This window comes from Phyllobacterium sp. (assembly GCF_037994405.1).
Taxonomy (GTDB): Bacteria; Pseudomonadota; Alphaproteobacteria; order Rhizobiales; family Rhizobiaceae; genus Phyllobacterium.
In genome coordinates this window covers 1-16,357 of sequence record NZ_JBBNAN010000315.1, presented here as the reverse complement: position 1 = coordinate 16,357, position 16,357 = coordinate 1, and the positions used below count along the sequence as shown (strand labels likewise).

Below are 16,357 nucleotides of genomic sequence, written 5' to 3'. Positions count from 1 at the left end.
GCGTGCCTTCGCCGCTGCCTGGCGATCAGATGCTGGCAAGTTATCAAGATACGTTTCGACTTCCCGCTGCATGGCGGTTGTTTCAGCGTCGTAATCAACTTGTGACGGATCATTCGCATAGGCAAGCTGATTGCACCGCTCATAAAGGTCACTGATGAAGGATGTCTCACCCTCCGGTACTCCATTGCGGTTCGCCGGACCGTTCGCCACGACCTCAGGCGAACTTTGTGGCACGATCAGGATCTCATTGGGTACGATCGCCTCGTTGTCGGCGATCCTGTTGGTCGCAAGGAGATCGTCAAGGCTAACATTGTTTTCCTTAGCGATGGTCCAGAGATTATCACCACGTTCAACAACGACTGTCTTTTCCCTGAGAGCATCGAGCTTGTTGGGACCGCCTGCGTTCGCACGCTCGCGAATTGCCTGGTTGATCTGTTCGATGAAAAGTTGCTGCTGTTGATTTGAAACGGCGGTGGTACGGTTTCCAGCTGCATTGTAACGGCTGCTTCCATCACTATCGATGCGATATGACATAGACGATCTCCTGGTTGAGCATACTCCGCGCTCTCGAGGCTCTCACTCGCGGACCCAGTGCAACTGAGATGACAAATATCTGCATGATGGAGAGCGTGGGTAACGGTTTGATGACATCATGCTGCTTTGGGCGAAATCGGAGAATGCGCCTGCTGGAACACCACAGCTTCATCAGTGTTCAGCCGACTGAACCCGTATCCTTGTCGTTTTGACCTCTACAAATTTGCAACGAAAGCAACCTGATGACCTCCCGCACCGCGTTAGGATTCCTAAAGCCGTATGTGCTCCAGCTCCCCCACGCATGGAAATCCGGTTACGTGATGAACTGGAGCATGACATGGACGACCTGGCCGCGGCGCTCGGCGCGCGATCGACCTGAATGCGGCCGGATGCGGTACCTTGAGCTGCTTTGCCCCGGCACGTCATTTCACTACGGAGTGGCTTGCGCTGGTATTGCGAGCGCGTCCGCTTTGCGCCATGTGTGAACGGCTCCCCGTTGGCAAGGGATTTTCTTGAACCCTATGATCCCGATCAAGTATTATTGTGCTCCAAGATTCTGAAATAGTGGGTTCTTGGCCGCAACCCAGGACAGAACGATGAGGCTCTTTCTTTGCGGGGACGTGATGACCGGCCGTGGCATCGATCAAATCATGCCCTGCCCTTGCAATCCCGCGCTACACGAGTCTTACCTGCATTCCGCGCTCGGATACGTTGATCTTGCAGAACGCGCATCGGGCGAGATCCCAAGAGCAGTGCCTTTCGACTATATTTGGGGTGATGCCTTGAACGAGATCAATCGGCGCGCGCCCGATTTCAGGATCATCAACCTCGAAACCAGCGTCACCGCGGATGGCATTCCTGAAGCGAAGGGCATCAACTATCGAATGCATCCTGATAACATTGGATGTATCGCTGCGGCACAAATCGACTGCTGCGTACTTGCAAACAATCATGTGGCGGACTGGGGACTAACAGGGTTGCAGGACACTATTGAGACGCTTGGACGGGCCGGTATCGCAACGACAGGAGCCGGCGGCGATGCCGATGCGGCCGCGCGGCCTGCCATGCTCGAACTGACCACAGGCAAGCGGCTTCTTGTCTTCGCCTTGGCCTGCCTGTCGAGCGGAGTTCCCGTTCACTGGACGGCCGGGACCAGACGACCGGGTGTGAACGTTCTGGTCAACTTTGGTAAAGACGTGGTCGAACGTATTGTCTTTAGTATCGAAAAGTGGAAACGACCGGGCGATCTCGTCCTTGTATCGATCCACTGGGGTTCCAATTGGGGCTACGATATACCCACCGAGCATCGAGACTTCGCCCACAGTCTGGTCGAGTTTGCCGACGTCGATGTCATTCACGGACATTCATCCCATCACCCGATGGGGATCGAGGTTTATAGGGGCAAGCTGATCCTCTACGGATGCGGCGATTTCATCAACGACTATGAGGGCATCAGCGGACACGAAATCTTCCGCCCGGACCTCACGCTCGGCTATTTCCTCGATATCGAAGATTTGAACCACCTCCTGCGGAGTTTGCAGATGGTGCCCTTGCAGTTGAGAAAATTCCGCCTCAACCGCGCATGTCGAGCAGACGCCGTTTGGCTCAGGGACATGCTCGATCGCGAGTGCCTGCACCTCGGCGGTCGAGTTCATCCGGTCGCAGACAACGGACTGGCGCTTTCGTGGTGAAATTTGCATCCTCGCCTGTTTTCATTTCGAGATCAGGAAACGAGGCTGTTCTATCCGAAGATGCAGATGTGATTTCACATTGCGGCTGGTATTTTGTCGATCAGGGAAGGAGACACTGACATGGACTTCAAGCTAACGACTTCAGCCTTCAACAATGACGCAATCATCCCGCAACGATACACCTGCAGTGGTGCTGATGTTTCGCCGCCGTTCGAATGGCAAGGTGCCCCTGAGGCGGCGAAAGGCTTTGCACTCATCTGTGAGGATTCGGACGCACCCGGAGGCACGTTCCATCATTGGGCAATTTTTGACATACCTGCGGGGTGGCAACAACTTGCGGAAGGGATCCCTAGAGCGGAGACTCTCGCTGAAGGTTTACGGCAAGCAGTGAACGATTTCGGCAAAATTGGCTATGGTGGCCCTTGCCCGCCCAAGGGGCATGGCACCCACCATTATCACTTTCAGCTGCTCGCTCTCGATGTTGCTAATCTCGGTCTTGCTGCCCGGGTGGATTGCCGACAGGTCGCCTCAGCAGTTCGGGCACATATCTTGGCAGCCAAAGAAATCGTTGGCATTTTTAGCCGCTGACGCTCCACTCGGAGGCGGATCGGTGCGGTAGACGATGGAGCCTCGAAGCCGCCTGCGCTCGACCTCTCCTCGCCGATGATTGGCAAGCATGAGCACTTTCTCGTAGCGCGGATCTTTGGCCCAAAGGGCCTTGGCAACTTTTTTTGGGCCCGGAGATCGAACGGAATCGAACCTAACACGCGCGATGGATGTCAGATTTTTTTGGTACCGGCGACGACACTTCGTAATTCGGCCCAGTTTGTGAATTGGCTGCGACGTTCGAACTCTTACCGTTAATAAATGCTCCTTCGAAAATGCCGATAATCGGTCGCTCTCAACAGCAAATATTGGCATAATATCACCTCGATTAAGCGCTTTTGGCTCAGGCGAGGTCGAAAGTGCCGCGGAGATTGCGAGGACCTCTTTGTAATTGGCCAAGCCAAGCAGCGAAACCGGACATGCAGCCTACGCACTGGCAGCCCTGGGTCAAATTGCTCTTGCTTCCAATGATGGCGAGAGAGCGAAGGCCTCCCTCATCGGGGTCTGGAGCTGGCGAGATCGTTGGGAATGGTACCGCTCTCGACGACCGTCAATGCTGAGCTCTCCCTGCTAGCGCCGAAAGCAGTGCCGGCAACAGGTCCGCCATTTCTGCAAAGCATATCTAGTTGATCTTAATCTCGAACTTCAGCTCACCGTCCGCATCCAGGCCGAGAAAGACAGAGCTGCTATGAACCAGTGATTATTGTCATGGCTTCACCCCGATGCCGATATTAATCGGGTTGGTCAGAGCAGCGGCGCGGCTGCCGCTGGCGCGTTTGCGAACCAGCTTTTCCAAAGTCTGTTGGATGATTTCCCTTTCGTTGCCCCTCAGGTTCAGTGCCCCGAGGACCTCTTCAGCGATCGGATTGCTCCATATGATCCAGTCCCACAGCTCTTTGCCGGTCCGGAACTCGGTTGTCTCGGTGATGGTCTCTATTTTGATGTCCGTCAGTCCCGCGGCAGCCAATTCTATGCGCAGTCGCTCTGGCTCTCGCAGCTGAAAGGGAAGCGGCGGAGGATCCATCGGGGGGCCGGTGAAATCACGACGAACGGTCTGGATCGCGTTCACGAAGAAACTGAAGAATTCAATCTTATTCGGATCGCCGTACACATTCATCAACACGCGGCCGCCCGATCTGACGACGCGCGCCATCTCACTGATACCTTTCGGCATGTCAGGGAACAGCATGACGCCAAATTGTGATCCGGCAATATCGAAGCTGTTGGCATCGAACTCGAGTGCGTGACCGTCCATCACGCGGGTTTCGATGCTAAGCCCCTCCTCGCGCGCACGCCGATTGAGCAAGTCCAGCATGACGGGAGACTGGTCCGTCGCGACTACCTGTGCGCCGATGCGAGCCGCCGGGATACTGAGGGCGCCGCTGCCGGCCGCCACATCCAGGAATCGCATGTTTGGAAGGAGTCCGGCACGCCTGAGGCTTTCGTTCCCGAGCCACATCTGTGTGGGCGTATTGGTCTTGTCATAGCCCGGTGCGATCTTGTCCCACGCGGGCTGAGTGGTTTCAAAAGTGGTCATGACTTCCTTCCTTTCTGCTGGAACGCTCTACGATCAGCGGTTGCGGAGCGCGGCGCGCAGTGATTTCAGGAATGCTTCGGGCTGCTCGATTGGGGGATCATCGGCGGCATCTTCGATCACCCGCAGCGACCATCCGTAGCGGGCACTCGCGGCCTTGGCGATCGCCAATTGTGTCGCGAGGTCGTGCCGCCCCCAGATTAGAGTCGTGGGAACTGTGATCCGCATGAGATCTGTCGGCGGTATCCCGGGCATCCCGAACTGCGTCATGAGGCTGTGCTGCCCCGCGTGCAAGTTTGTTGCGCGGGTACGGTCAAGATTGTACGCCTTGAGCCACTCCCAGCTTTCCCCCATCCGCTCGCGCATTGCGTCCAGGTCGAAGGCGCAGAGCCGCCAGAGAAGGTCGTGCGTATCCTCGGTCGGCCGCGCGATGAAGTCGATCAAGGCGACCCCGAACTCCGGCGTTGGCTGGAACGGTGCCAGGCCGAGGGCGTCCACGAACACCAGTTGGTCGAGCCGATCACTATGGTCGCTGGCGAAGCGGGCGGCGATGGCGCCGCCCAGAATCTGCCCGACGAGAACGGGCGGTCTTGGGCAGGTGCGATCGATCAACTCGCCGAGCCACGCCAATACCCGATCAGCGTCCAATTCGCCGTCAGGCGTTCCCGAAGTTCCATGGCCGGGCAAATCAGGGGGCAACCACGCGATGCGTCGTCACCAGGTCAGGGATCACCCGCATCCATTTCGCTGCGTACTCTCCTGGGCCGTGCAGCAGAACCACTGGCGCACCATTACCGCCCTCCAGCACTGCGGTTGAAATACCGGCAAGTTCCAGCCTTCGTTCCGTGACGGGCATCGTCGCCAGCAGTTGCTCCCGAGCCTGCGCGCCGACAGACCGGCGATCGCGTAACTCTTGTGGACGCTCCGCGTCGCCTAGCCGATCTTCGATCTTGGACATGGCTTCCTCATTGTTCGGATCTGCAATGTTGCCCTGCAAATCAAAATTAGAACGGAAGGCGACGCGCCGCTTCGGCGAAATCACCCAATCTACGCCGGCCGGCAGCATGGGTAGTTTCGCCTACATCGGTTCAGATCAGCTTGTACTCATAGGCGTAGGCCGTTGCGGCCGCACGCGAAGGAAGGTTGAGCTTTGTGAAAATATTGCTTACGTGGCGGTCGACTGTCCGGCCGCTCAAGAACAGCTCGGTGGCGATTCCCTTGTTTGTCTTTCCGGTTGCGATCAGTCGAAGCACCTGCAGTTCACGAGGGGTCAAGCCCTGGCGATGACCAGAGGGCGCGCCTTTTGTGAGCGATTGAAGACGTCCCAAATCCGGCATGGCCCCCAACTGTTCAAACACAGCCCGCGCTGCATCCAACTCTAAACCTGCGCCCTCCTCGTCCGCTAGGGCGCGGCAGGCCAGCCCCACCAGCAGACGCGCGCGTGCGACCATGTGGGGCGCCTCGACCTGTTGCCACACCTGCAAAGCGCGGCGCAGCGAGCCCAGCGCAGCCTGAGGGTCGCCGTCGGCCAGTTGCACAGCGCCGAGGGCATGCGCGGCAAGCGCACCTATAACGCCGGTGTGAAACCGTTCGGCTATCTCCTGTAGTTCCTGGCAGGCGGCGCGTGCGTCCTCGATTTCGCCCGCGTCCAACATGATCTCGACATAGGCCGGCAGAAGTCTTGCCAGCTCCAATGGAGTCGTTGTCGCGCTGACGACGCGTCGGATCGCTCGCACCGCAATCTCGACGCGTCCTTGCGCCATCCGCAACAGGGCCAAGCCAGGCTGTGGTTCGCAGCCCCAACGGCTTGCGTTCCGGTAGGCCTCCTCGGCTAGCGCGAACTCACCCTGAAGGCGATGCACTTCGGCTAGCTGATAATACGCGAAGGCGGGGCGCTGAGGATCAATCCCCTGTTCGAAACGCTCGCAGCCGCGGCGCGCCTCCGCAATCGCGTCTGACCAGGCGCCGTTGAACTGCATGATTTCCGCGCGATGCACCAGGCACTTGCCGCTAAAGCTCACCATCTCGGGTTGCGCCGCGCACCATTCTGCAAGTGCGAGTGTCCATTCTCGGGCCCGGCCCACCGCGTATACCTGGTGACAGCCGTCGATCACGCTGCAATAGATCAAACCGGTAACCAGCGGCGACAGGTCGCCGGCAGTGACTGTAAGCATGGCCTCGTCCAGCAGCGCCAGCCCCTCCTCAACGTGCCCTTGTTGAATGAGCGCACGACCCTGCAGATGCCGGGCGATAGCGATCAAGTCTGGCTCACCGAAGCGATCGCCAATTTTTGCCGCATCGGCCGCAATAGCGTAGGCAGCTGCGCAATTTCCGGCATTGAGCTCTTGTTCCACGGCTGGCAGGAGAAGGTAGCCGTCCTCGACGCAGGGCTGCTCCTGGCATTCGAGAAGTCGCCTGGCTCGGGCAAACCATCCCGTCGCGCGGCCCGTCTCGTCTCGAAAGAGAAGGCGCAATCCAAGCCAGAAAGCGCAGCGAGCCGCGCGCGAACTATCGCCCGCGTCCAGATGCGCCTGATAGGCACGACTAAGCACGCGCAGGTAGTCATCATCCCGAGCAATCAAGTACGCCGACATCGCCAGGAGTTCGAGATCCTCGACGCCCAGCGGAGCTATATCGTCGGCGAACGAGAGTGACTTGTAGGCATCGGCCCAGGCGTGCCGTTTGTAGGACTCGCGACCTCGTTCGAGTACCCGGGCCACGCTTGCGACAGATGACCTCTTTTGGCGCATACCGAAACCGCTAAACTATTTCACTTTTGCGGGGAGAGTTTAGCAGATTTGTGCATTTCGCAGCAGTCGAGTTTGCTCCAGGTATTTTCAAGAAAGGACATACAGCTTGCAGATCCGATGGGGGAAAACACCGATTTGGTATCCTCCTGATTTAAGGGCCAGTGAGGTCCGAAATGCGCTTCGTGCCCCATAACTTAATCCGGATTCAGACTAGAATCGGCAGTCGTAACAGATGTTACGGAGCCCGCGCAGGGTACGCCGCCGATCGCCCAGTCACCGCTATCGATCTCCTTGATTTTCACCCGACGCTGCGGACATCCTCAAACGACCACCCCGTGCCATGCCGAGGCCGACAAATCATATCATCTATTGGTACAGGACGAGCAATAGGGTTAGGCTTATCGGGTCATATCCTCAGTGAACGAGGAGATTCCACCTACTGCCGGGCTAATTCCGACGGCCCTTTCACTGTGTCGTGGACCGCGATGCATCGCCCGACTTGGCGTCTATGTTTGTTGTCCGAAAGATGGGATTCTGATTGCCAAGGCTGGCTGACCGCTAAGCAATGGAGACGTATGATGGAACCCGATGACGAAGACGGCCATGAAATTGACGAGGCAGACGACCTCGATATCGACGTCGGCCAGGACTCCGAAATCGACAATGACGTGGACACGGACGTGGCAATAATTGGTTCGCGGCCGGCCGAAGTCAGGCTCGATACTGAGATCGATCAGGACGGCGAAATGGATCAGGATGCCGATGTTGACGCCGACGCTGAGAACGCGGATGGCCGGGACATCGAAGTCGATGTCGAGCAAAGACCCGAGCTCGATCAGCGGATAGAAGTGGATGTCGAGGTCAGCGAGGGCGATGACGGGGCGATCCTCGTCGAAATCGACATCGACGTGGAAGATGATATCGAGATCGAAAGCGATGCGGATGTCGACGTGCAGGACGATGACGAGAACAGTTTCGACGCCTCGATAGATCAGGACACCGAGAGTGACGACAATATCGATGTCGACGTGGAGGTCCGGGACGATCTAGACGCCGATGTCGATGTCGATGTCGACATCGCCTCACTTCTCGAAGCAGTCGCCAATGGCGACGTCGATCTGGAAGATTATGACGACATCACCAGTCTTGGGATCTACCTCGATGAGCTTGCCACGATCGATGGCGATGTGGATGTCGTCGTTGACGTAAGCGAAATCGACGCCTGAAGACCTCCTCGTCATACTTTTTGTAGTCGGGGTGAGCACATCGGCGCTCGCTCACCCAAACCGGCTCACCGATTCATGTTAGCGCTCACCCGTTCGAATAACCTGATCGGCGCGGGTAGCTAAGCTAATCAGCCCGGCCCATTGCCCGTATCGGCTGAATGCCAATTGGCAGCTTTTTTCGCCCTCCTCAAGCAGACATGATTCCCCCATCGATGGTTGCGCACGGGACCGAAAGGATCGGCGTCATCACCATCGGTCCGTTCCACGTGTTGGATCGCTGGGGCGGCTTTCCTCTAATGTGGGAGTGTGTACTCATGGGTGATTTTGAAGACAACGATTTCGATATCGATGCTGATATCGATCAGGACCTTGATCAGGACCAAGACCAAGATGTCGACGTTGATACCGACCAGGACTCAGACGTCGATACCGACCAAAACAATGATTCGGACATCGATAATGACTCCGATCAGGACGCAGACACGGACAACGACGCTGACGCCGATGCCGATGCCAATGCGGACGATGACAGCGATGCAGACGCAGATGCAGATGCAGATGCTGATGGTGACGCCGACAATGACAATGACACCGATAATGATGTCGCCCAGGCCAACGACACCGACGTGGATGTCGATCAGGATCAGGATGTCGAGGTAAATGTCGATCAGGATCAGGATGCCGACCAGGATGCAAGCATAGACATCGATTTCGACTTCGGTTGATCGCTGTAACTAACATTGGCGCCCGGATACGTCCGGGCGCCGGCTCTCATCATCCTATCGGCGAACGACAATGATCAGGAATCGCGCTCATGGCTCTCTCTTGGTTGAAAACGCGAGCAACGACCGAAATAGAACGCGCATTTGAACTCTGCAAACCGTCGTTGCTTCTCGTATTTGTGCTCAGTTTCTTCGTGAACCTTTTGGCTCTCACGGTCCCGCTTTATCTCCTGCAAATCTATGATCACGTCCTGTCGAGCCGAAGTCTCGACACGCTGATCATGCTGACATCGATCGTCATTGCGGCGCTGGCGGTGAACGCTACCCTCGATGCGCTGCGCCGTTCGATGCTCAACCGGATCGGTTCATGGCTTGACGACCGCCTTCAGGCTCCGGTTCTACTGGCAGCCGTTCACTCGGCGCTGCGCGGCGATTCAGCTGCCGCGGCGCAAGCTTGGCGCGATATTGGCGGACTGCGCGGTTTCTTCGCGGGCAGTGCCTGTGCCTCCCTCTTTGATCTTCCCTGGACGCCGATATTCATCCTTGCAATGATCCTTGTGCATCCGCTCCTCGGCATGATTGGCCTCGCGGCTTCGATCATTCTGATCGCTCTGGCACTCCTCAATGAATATGCGACCCGCAGGCTGTTCGCCCGTTCGAGCGCTGCCTGGGTCGAGAGCCAGCACCGGTTCGGATCGCTTCTGCGCAATGTCGAAGTAATCAGCGCTATGGGAATGCTGCAGGGCGTTGCCAATTCGCTCTATAGCGACCAACACCAGGCGAAGGAAGCGCAGCTCGCCGCTGCAGGGCGTGGCACGGTGATCCAAGCGGTTGCCCGCTTTGTGCGCCTTCTTGCCCAGGTCGTCGTCATGGCCTGCGCCGCCTGGCTGGTAATCTTGCACGACATCAATCCGGCAGCCATCTTTGCAACCTCTATCCTCCTTGGCCGCTCGCTTGGACCGGTGGAAGGCGCAATCAACACGTGGAAGGCTGTGACCAGTGCACGCCTCAGTTTCGACCGCTTGCGCAGGATATTGGCTGCCGCTCCGACGTCCCGAAAGGGGATGCAGCTGCCGCGGCCCAACGGGCAGCTCTCCATCGAGCAGTTGACCTTCATTCCCCCCGGCGCGGAAGCCCCGGCGTTACGGCGGCTCACCTTCGCCATCAATCCGGGTGAGGTGCTTGGAATAGTTGGGGCATCAGGCGCTGGAAAATCGACCCTCGGGCGCCTGATGGCGGGCACGATCGCCCCGAGCGCAGGGCATGTTCGCCTTGACAGTGCGGATGTCGGCATCTGGCTGGCTTCCGGCGGTCATCGCCACTTCGGCTACCTTCCGCAGGATATCGAACTCTTCGGCGGCACGGTGCGCGAAAACATCTCCCGCCTGCAAGAGGGGCACCCCGATGAGGTCATTGCGGCGGCCTCCATAGTCGGAATGCATGACATGATCATGCGGCTTCCAAACGGTTATGAAACCAATATCGGCGACGGCGGTATGCGCCTATCCGGCGGGTTGCGGCAGCGGCTTGGACTGGCACGTGCGTTCTATGGTCACCCGCGCCTGCTCGTGCTGGACGAACCCAATGCCAGCCTCGATGCCGAAGGGGAAGACGCCTTGCGTCAGGCGATCCAGGATATGCGCGACCGGGGTTCAACCATCATCGTGATCGCCCAACGCCTCGGCATTCTCAACATGGCCGACAAGGTCCTGATCCTCGATAACGGCATGATCAACGCATTCGGCAACCGCCGGGAAATCGCCGAGAAAATCAGGAACGGACGCACCAGCATTCCCGTCAGGCAGCCGCGAATCACCACCACTGCAAGGAATGTCAAGCGGCTGAATAGCAAGGGGGCGGCGGCCTGCGCGCTGTCGAAAAAAGCAACGCAGAGTACCGTTGTCAGCGAGATATCCGAGGGGAGCGCGTCATGAACCGAGCCGATCACGCCACGGTGCACCACCTCGCAACGATCCTAGCACGGCCGCGCATGCGGCCATTCTATCGGCTGGTTCGACGTGCCAAGTGTTCTCTGAATGCTTCCGACACCTTTGCAAGACACATCGGCATTGTCGCTGCAAACCGATGCGCAGCGGGCGCGGCTGCGCTACGCTTGAACGTGATCAGCCCCGCGCAGTCCTTTGCCAACAGGGTTTCCTCCGCAATTGGCACTTTTGTGAAACGATCAGGCACGATCGCTAGAAACGGCCATGCAATTGCAATGGCAGAGTTGCGCCTGAAGCTGATCGATCCTGTATACGCCTTCGCCCGGCAAGCTTTTTCCACGGTTGATGCATTTGCGAAGGGCTCCGGCATCGTCGTCGCCCACAGCGGTGTGTTGACTGTGCCGGTGGCAGGCGGAGCACAGTCGGATCGACCAACTAAATTCCAGAGCAGCGGCTTTTACAGCGGTGGCACATTTGCAATTGCCGCCACCAGTCATTCAGCGCCCCGCCGCGCGACAGTTAAGCGGAAATCCGGCGGAACCCCGTTCGACCGCCTGCGAATCCTCGCCATAGGCGCTTTCTCAATCGTTTGTATATTTGTGATCGGTTTCGGCCTTTGGGCAACATTTGCGCCGCTTGAAAGCGCTGCGATCGCCAGCGGAGCGGTCGAGGCAGAATCGAGCAGAAAGACCATACAGCATCTCGAGGGTGGGATCATCGGACGCATCCTTGTGAAGGATGGCGACGAGGTTGCTATCGGGCAACCGCTCATTCGACTCGATGACACGCGCGCCTATGCCAATGTGCTGGTGCTCCAGATGCAGCTTCTAGAAGCACAGGCGCTGGAGGCGCGGCTTCTGGCGGAGCGCGACGGCCGTACAGTCGTCGACTTCCCTCAAGTGCCGGGGCAAGTTGCACAAGACGCCCAAGAATTCACGCAAGTCACAGCCGGTCAGGTCAAGATCTTCGAGACACGTCGTAAACTCCAGGCGTCGCGGATTGAGGTTATTCAGCAGCGAAAAGCCCAGACGGAACAGGAAATTGCCGGACTGCGGTTCCAGGCGGCGGCGACGTTAAAGCGCGCAGCGATCATCAAGGAAGAACTTGCCGGTGTGGCGCCTCTTGTCGCCAAGGGTCTGCAGACACGGGTGCGATTGCTGCGGCTCGAACGCGAACAGGCCGAGATCGAGGGACGGTACGGTGATATATTGGCCCAAATCTCGCGCGCCGAGCAGTCCATCGGCGAATCGCAGGCGATGATCCTGAAGCTGGAAAGCGACCAAAACACCGAAGTCGCCCAAAGCCTGCGCGATACCCAGGCACTCATCGCTCAGCTTGGCGAGCGGATCCAGGCTGCCAGCGACATACTCGCCCGGACAATTATTCGCGCACCGGAGGCAGGCACCGTGACGGACCTGCGCATTCACACGCCGGGTGGCGTTGTTGCCGCCGGCGAGCCGCTGCTTGATCTCGTACCGCGTCAGGACCGGCTGATCGTGCGGGCTCTTGTCAAACCGGAGGACATCGACCTCGTTCGCCCCGGACTGGAAGCCCGGGTGCGTCTCCTTTCCTACAAACATCGCCGAGTGCCTCCGGTCGACGGCGTTCTCACCTATGTCTCCGCCGACAGTCTCGTCAGCAAGGAAACGGAACGGGCCTACTACACCGCGCGAGTCCGGATCGACGAAGCGTCTTTGCGCAGTCTGCCGGACGTCGAGATTATGCCTGGCATGCCGGTAGAGGTGATGATCAAGACGGGAGAGTTCACTGTCGCCCATTACGTGCTTCGTCCGGTATTTGACAGCTTCAACCGGGCATTTCGCGAGGACTGAACCATGGATGAGCGTCTAATCGTACTCCGCCATTCTCACCTAGCGCCGCTCTTCCTTGGGAAGGGAGGCGGCCCGCATGTCTGCTGCTGAAAAGGGCACGCGTAATCTGCAGCCGCTATTCGAGTTGCATCCGGATGAGATTACCTTGATCGGGCCGGGATTCGACGGAAACCCGGCTCAGGCTACCGATATCGCGCTCCCTTCCCCTTCGCTGGTAAAGCAACAAGCAGCGGAGCTGCCGCCGACCGAAAAGGTCGCCGGTGAGAGCCCCGTAACATATCCGCTCAACGATCCTGAACCGTCCCACGCCGCTAGCCATTTCGCCGAAGCATCATGGGGTGAGGCCGGCAACTACCGGGAGATTTCCATCTCCTTTTCGCTGGATGAGAACTTTCTGTCAGGAAAGCCCGTCGCATTCACCTTTCACGGTGCGAGCGGCGAACTTGTCCAGCACAGCGACGGGCAAGGCAGTGCACCCGAACAGGGCACCAATAGTATAGGCCCGGATGCTTCCTCCGGCGTACTCAGTCCGCCAGACGAAGCGCACAGCATCAACGTCACCCAGCTTGCCGAGGTTGACCAGGACGCCAGCATCTTCGTCAGCGGTTATATTGGTGAGGTGGTGGCACGCCTGAGCATCGATCAGGACCTGTTCATGGAGCAGGATGTCGATATCGCCTTCACCATCGATGGCGACGGGCATTTTGCCGTTCTGCTCGATCAGGACATGCGTATCGATCAGGATGTCCTCGTCGACATCGACATCTATGACGAGCAGGACGTGCTCTATGTGAATGTCGTCCTGCGCGACGTTGTCGAAGTTACGCAGGATACGATGATTGATATGCGCGTCAGCGACGGACCGCTTGGCGGTGCGGTCGAAGTCAACCAGAATATCGAACTCGAACAGGATATCGATATTCAGATTGATGTTGAGGATGATTTGGACGAACGATATCTCGTCACGACGAGCGTTGAGATACACCAGACGGTGGATGTCGATCAGGACGCTGTTGTGGGGGTCACGGATCGGGACGGCGAGATCGACCTTGATATCGACACGCTGCAAGCGGCGACTATCGACCAGGAAACCATCGTTCATGCCGATTTCGTACAGATCTAAGGTCGAGACCTATCAATATGAGCCGAAGCCCTTGAGCGTCACTCGTGGCTGAAAAACTGATGAAGGTTGAAGGGCTTACACACAAGCACACCTGCAAGTAGCTAATCGACGCCAAATTGTTTATAATACTCTCAAAAAAAGAGGGTTCGCATTTTTGTAAGGAGTAAACGTAAAAGCGTAAGGGGGTCCAATGTCTGTATCATTTGCTGCCGAGGTGCACGGCTTCAATGACATGCGTAGCACTGCTAACGAATATATTTCCATTGTCATTATTGATCGCCAGACCTTATCACGAAGCTGTCTTATTCGGATTCTGCGGGGCGAGCTTCCCGAAGTTGCCATTCACGATATCGCCACAGCCGACGCTGTGGTCGGCATTCTTGAGAAGAATATCAGCCTTGCTGTCCTCAACATAGAAAACTGCAACCTGACCGACGAATGGGTTTCGGTCAATCTTGCCTATATTCACCAACTACGGCCTGAAACACCGATCATGCTACTGACCCAACTCGACGAGGCATCAATAACCGATGCGATCATAGGGGAAGTCGCCAGATGGGGCGTCAGGGGCTACACGACAAATTCCGCCCCGGTCGAAGTCGTCCTTGCGGCCGTCCGCCTGATCCTGGCCGGCGGCGCCTATTATCCGCGTTCGATGGTCACCGACGATGGAAACTGCCCGCATATCGTATCGAGCTCTTCCGATACGATCAGTGCGCTGCCAGTACCCGTCAACGGTGAAGTGAACGACGCCCTCGCGGTCTGCGATGCATCACCGGTTGCCTTCACGGAGCGTGAAAGACAGGTTCTAGCGACCTTGAGGCGCGGCCTTCCGAACAAGATCATCGCCAGCGAGCTGGATCTGTCTGAAAATACGATCAAGGTGCACATCTCGCACATCATGCGAAAACTCAACGCTACGAACCGGACCGAGGCCGTGGTCTTTTCCCAGCAGTTCGGGTCTGCCGGTGCAAAGGCCAACGGTGCAGCGCTGCATCCAGCGCCAAGATCAAGGCCAAGTGAGGCCTATCTCGCATCACTTGCAGTGTTTGGCTTGGCGTGCTTGAGCGAACTCTCTAGCCTTGTCACATTGGGCAGCGAGCTTCTGGATCCATTGGCGCTCTAAGTTTCCGAGTGTCACTCTGAATTTGGGAGCTGTCACGCTATTGGTTCGGGCTGACGGTCGTGGTACTTTCGGCGGAGAGCTTTGAGCGCTTAACCACGACTACCCACGGCGTGTCTACGGTTCGGGGGAAAACGCTTCTGACTTTGAAGGGCTCTGTCGCAAACCGTTTCATAACCGAGATTGGATTATGTCCGCTGACGCGCTCCCTAGGAGTGCGGCGGCTGGAAAACGGGGCAGCCCTGGGAATCTACGGAACGGTTTCAAGATCGGTATCCCTGAACTCGTCATGCGTGGCGAGGATCGGGACGCGGTAATATTTGGCACAGGCGTAATGCAGGCAATCCCCCAGATTCAGCCCATGCCGGCCTTGCCGGTAGCGATGCGCTGCAGATAGGGCAAGGCTGGTCGCCCGCTGCGCGGGCGGAAGGTCCCGTACCTCGATGCCTCTGGCTTCGAGAAACTCCATGACAATTGGTTCGATCGCATCGACGCTCATGTTGAACTTGTCTGGTCGTGCCAGTCGTAGGGCGGTCTCCAGGATCGCAACGGGGGATGTAAACCGCTGCTTTGCCTTCACGATGGCATCCGAAACGCGAGGGCCTTCCGCTTCATCCGAAAGAACGGCGATGATCGCGCATGCATCAATGAACATTCTCAGTTTTCCCACATTTCATCGAACGCTGTTTTCGGCAGCGGCTTGCGGGCTTTGTCGGTAACATTGACATTGTACTTGGCGCGCAGCCGGGCAGCGGTTTCCATCGGGGTTTCCGCATTCAACCGGCGTTCGATGGCCTCGCGCATCGCAATCACGATGGCGTCCGTGATACTGACATTGGCAATTTTCGCAAACTTGCGCGTCAATTGATTGGCTTGCTCGTTTGTGACATTGATGGGCATCGCTTATACTCCACAATGTAGATATTTTTGACTTTTAATGTAGACGATCTTATCTACATTATCAAGAATTGAGAGCAGAGGACTTGGCCGCCGCTATTGCTTATTCCTCGTTAAAAAATCTGGTCATCAAGGACCTGATCGTCATAGTTCGCCATCGTCCATGCCCCGCACAGGCTCATGGGCCGGATCGCACGACTGCCTGAGGCCAGTGGGAAGCTCCTTGAAATCCATCGGCTCATCGGCTGCCGCTACCGTGTCGCATTCATTTCGAAACGACCAGCTTGCACCAACTGCGCATCTTTCATCAGGTCCATTTCACTCACTCCTTTTCCGCCGATGCCTATAGCACCATCGTTTCCCACCCCGGATC

The 16,357-nt window shown here is 57.5% G+C and carries 15 protein-coding genes; 8 read left to right on the top strand and 7 right to left on the bottom strand.

Going from position 1 to position 16,357, the window contains the following annotated elements:
* Nucleotides 1–534, bottom strand: a 534-nt coding sequence (locus tag AAAC48_RS17740) for a LysM domain-containing protein (protein WP_340655453.1), incomplete at its 3' end; no start/stop codon positions are given.
* A gap of 596 nt (nucleotides 535–1,130) precedes the next feature.
* Here AAAC48_RS17740 and AAAC48_RS17735 point away from each other — a divergent pair.
* The gene (locus AAAC48_RS17735; RefSeq protein ID WP_340655452.1) at nucleotides 1,131–2,225 is read left to right on the top strand and encodes a CapA family protein; all 1,095 of its coding nucleotides are present in this window, start codon (nucleotides 1,131–1,133) and stop codon (nucleotides 2,223–2,225) included.
* Between the two features lie 120 nt (nucleotides 2,226–2,345).
* Nucleotides 2,346–2,813: a YbhB/YbcL family Raf kinase inhibitor-like protein gene (locus tag AAAC48_RS17730; protein WP_340655451.1), complete on the top strand. Its 468-nt coding sequence runs from the start codon at nucleotides 2,346–2,348 to the stop codon at nucleotides 2,811–2,813.
* A gap of 724 nt (nucleotides 2,814–3,537) precedes the next feature.
* On the opposite strand, the gene AAAC48_RS17725 is transcribed toward AAAC48_RS17730, so the two are convergent.
* From AAAC48_RS17725 to AAAC48_RS17710, 4 genes are read right to left on the bottom strand one after another with little or no spacing between them, the layout of a single operon-like run.
* Nucleotides 3,538–4,368, bottom strand: a complete 831-nt coding sequence (locus tag AAAC48_RS17725) for a methyltransferase domain-containing protein (RefSeq protein WP_340655450.1) — start codon at nucleotides 4,366–4,368, stop codon at nucleotides 3,538–3,540.
* A 33-nt stretch (nucleotides 4,369–4,401) separates the two neighbouring features.
* Nucleotides 4,402–5,064, bottom strand: coding sequence for an alpha/beta hydrolase (locus tag AAAC48_RS17720; protein ID WP_340655449.1), 663 nt, complete (start codon nucleotides 5,062–5,064; stop codon nucleotides 4,402–4,404).
* Nucleotides 5,054–5,431, bottom strand: coding sequence for a hypothetical protein (locus AAAC48_RS17715; protein ID WP_340655448.1), 378 nt, complete (start codon nucleotides 5,429–5,431; stop codon nucleotides 5,054–5,056). The genes AAAC48_RS17720 and AAAC48_RS17715 overlap by 11 nt, the downstream gene beginning before the upstream one ends.
* Before the next feature lie 22 nt (nucleotides 5,432–5,453).
* The gene (locus AAAC48_RS17710) at nucleotides 5,454–7,115 is read right to left on the bottom strand and encodes a LuxR C-terminal-related transcriptional regulator (RefSeq protein ID WP_340655447.1); all 1,662 of its coding nucleotides are present in this window, start codon (nucleotides 7,113–7,115) and stop codon (nucleotides 5,454–5,456) included.
* 575 nt (nucleotides 7,116–7,690) lie between these two features.
* On the opposite strand from AAAC48_RS17710, the gene AAAC48_RS17705 reads away from it, so the two are divergent.
* From AAAC48_RS17705 to AAAC48_RS17680, 6 genes are all read left to right on the top strand, one after another.
* On the top strand, nucleotides 7,691–8,341 hold the full coding sequence (locus AAAC48_RS17705; protein WP_340655446.1) for a hypothetical protein: 651 nt from the start codon (nucleotides 7,691–7,693) through the stop codon (nucleotides 8,339–8,341).
* Between the two features lie 158 nt (nucleotides 8,342–8,499).
* On the top strand, nucleotides 8,500–9,066 hold the full coding sequence (locus AAAC48_RS17700) for a hypothetical protein (protein WP_340655445.1): 567 nt from the start codon (nucleotides 8,500–8,502) through the stop codon (nucleotides 9,064–9,066).
* An 89-nt stretch (nucleotides 9,067–9,155) separates the two neighbouring features.
* Nucleotides 9,156–10,997, top strand: coding sequence for a type I secretion system permease/ATPase (locus tag AAAC48_RS17695; RefSeq protein ID WP_340655444.1), 1,842 nt, complete (start codon nucleotides 9,156–9,158; stop codon nucleotides 10,995–10,997).
* Complete coding sequence (locus AAAC48_RS17690) at nucleotides 10,994–12,841, top strand: HlyD family type I secretion periplasmic adaptor subunit (RefSeq protein WP_340655443.1); 1,848 nt, start codon at nucleotides 10,994–10,996, stop codon at nucleotides 12,839–12,841. The genes AAAC48_RS17695 and AAAC48_RS17690 overlap by 4 nt, the downstream gene beginning before the upstream one ends.
* Before the next feature lie 76 nt (nucleotides 12,842–12,917).
* Entirely contained in the window at nucleotides 12,918–13,964 is a 1,047-nt protein-coding gene (locus tag AAAC48_RS17685; protein WP_340655442.1) for a hypothetical protein, read from the top strand.
* Between the two features lie 190 nt (nucleotides 13,965–14,154).
* Nucleotides 14,155–15,090 carry a response regulator transcription factor gene (locus AAAC48_RS17680; RefSeq protein WP_340655441.1) on the top strand — a complete coding sequence of 312 codons (936 nt, stop codon included), beginning with the start codon at nucleotides 14,155–14,157 and terminating at the stop codon, nucleotides 15,088–15,090.
* 247 nt (nucleotides 15,091–15,337) lie between these two features.
* Here AAAC48_RS17680 and AAAC48_RS17675 read toward each other — a convergent pair whose 3' ends face one another.
* Entirely contained in the window at nucleotides 15,338–15,742 is a 405-nt protein-coding gene (locus AAAC48_RS17675; protein ID WP_340655440.1) for a type II toxin-antitoxin system VapC family toxin, read from the bottom strand.
* Nucleotides 15,743–15,744: 2 nt separating this feature from the next.
* Nucleotides 15,745–15,987, bottom strand: coding sequence for a type II toxin-antitoxin system VapB family antitoxin (locus AAAC48_RS17670; protein WP_340655439.1), 243 nt, complete (start codon nucleotides 15,985–15,987; stop codon nucleotides 15,745–15,747).
* Nucleotides 15,988–16,357: the final 370 nt, after the last annotated feature.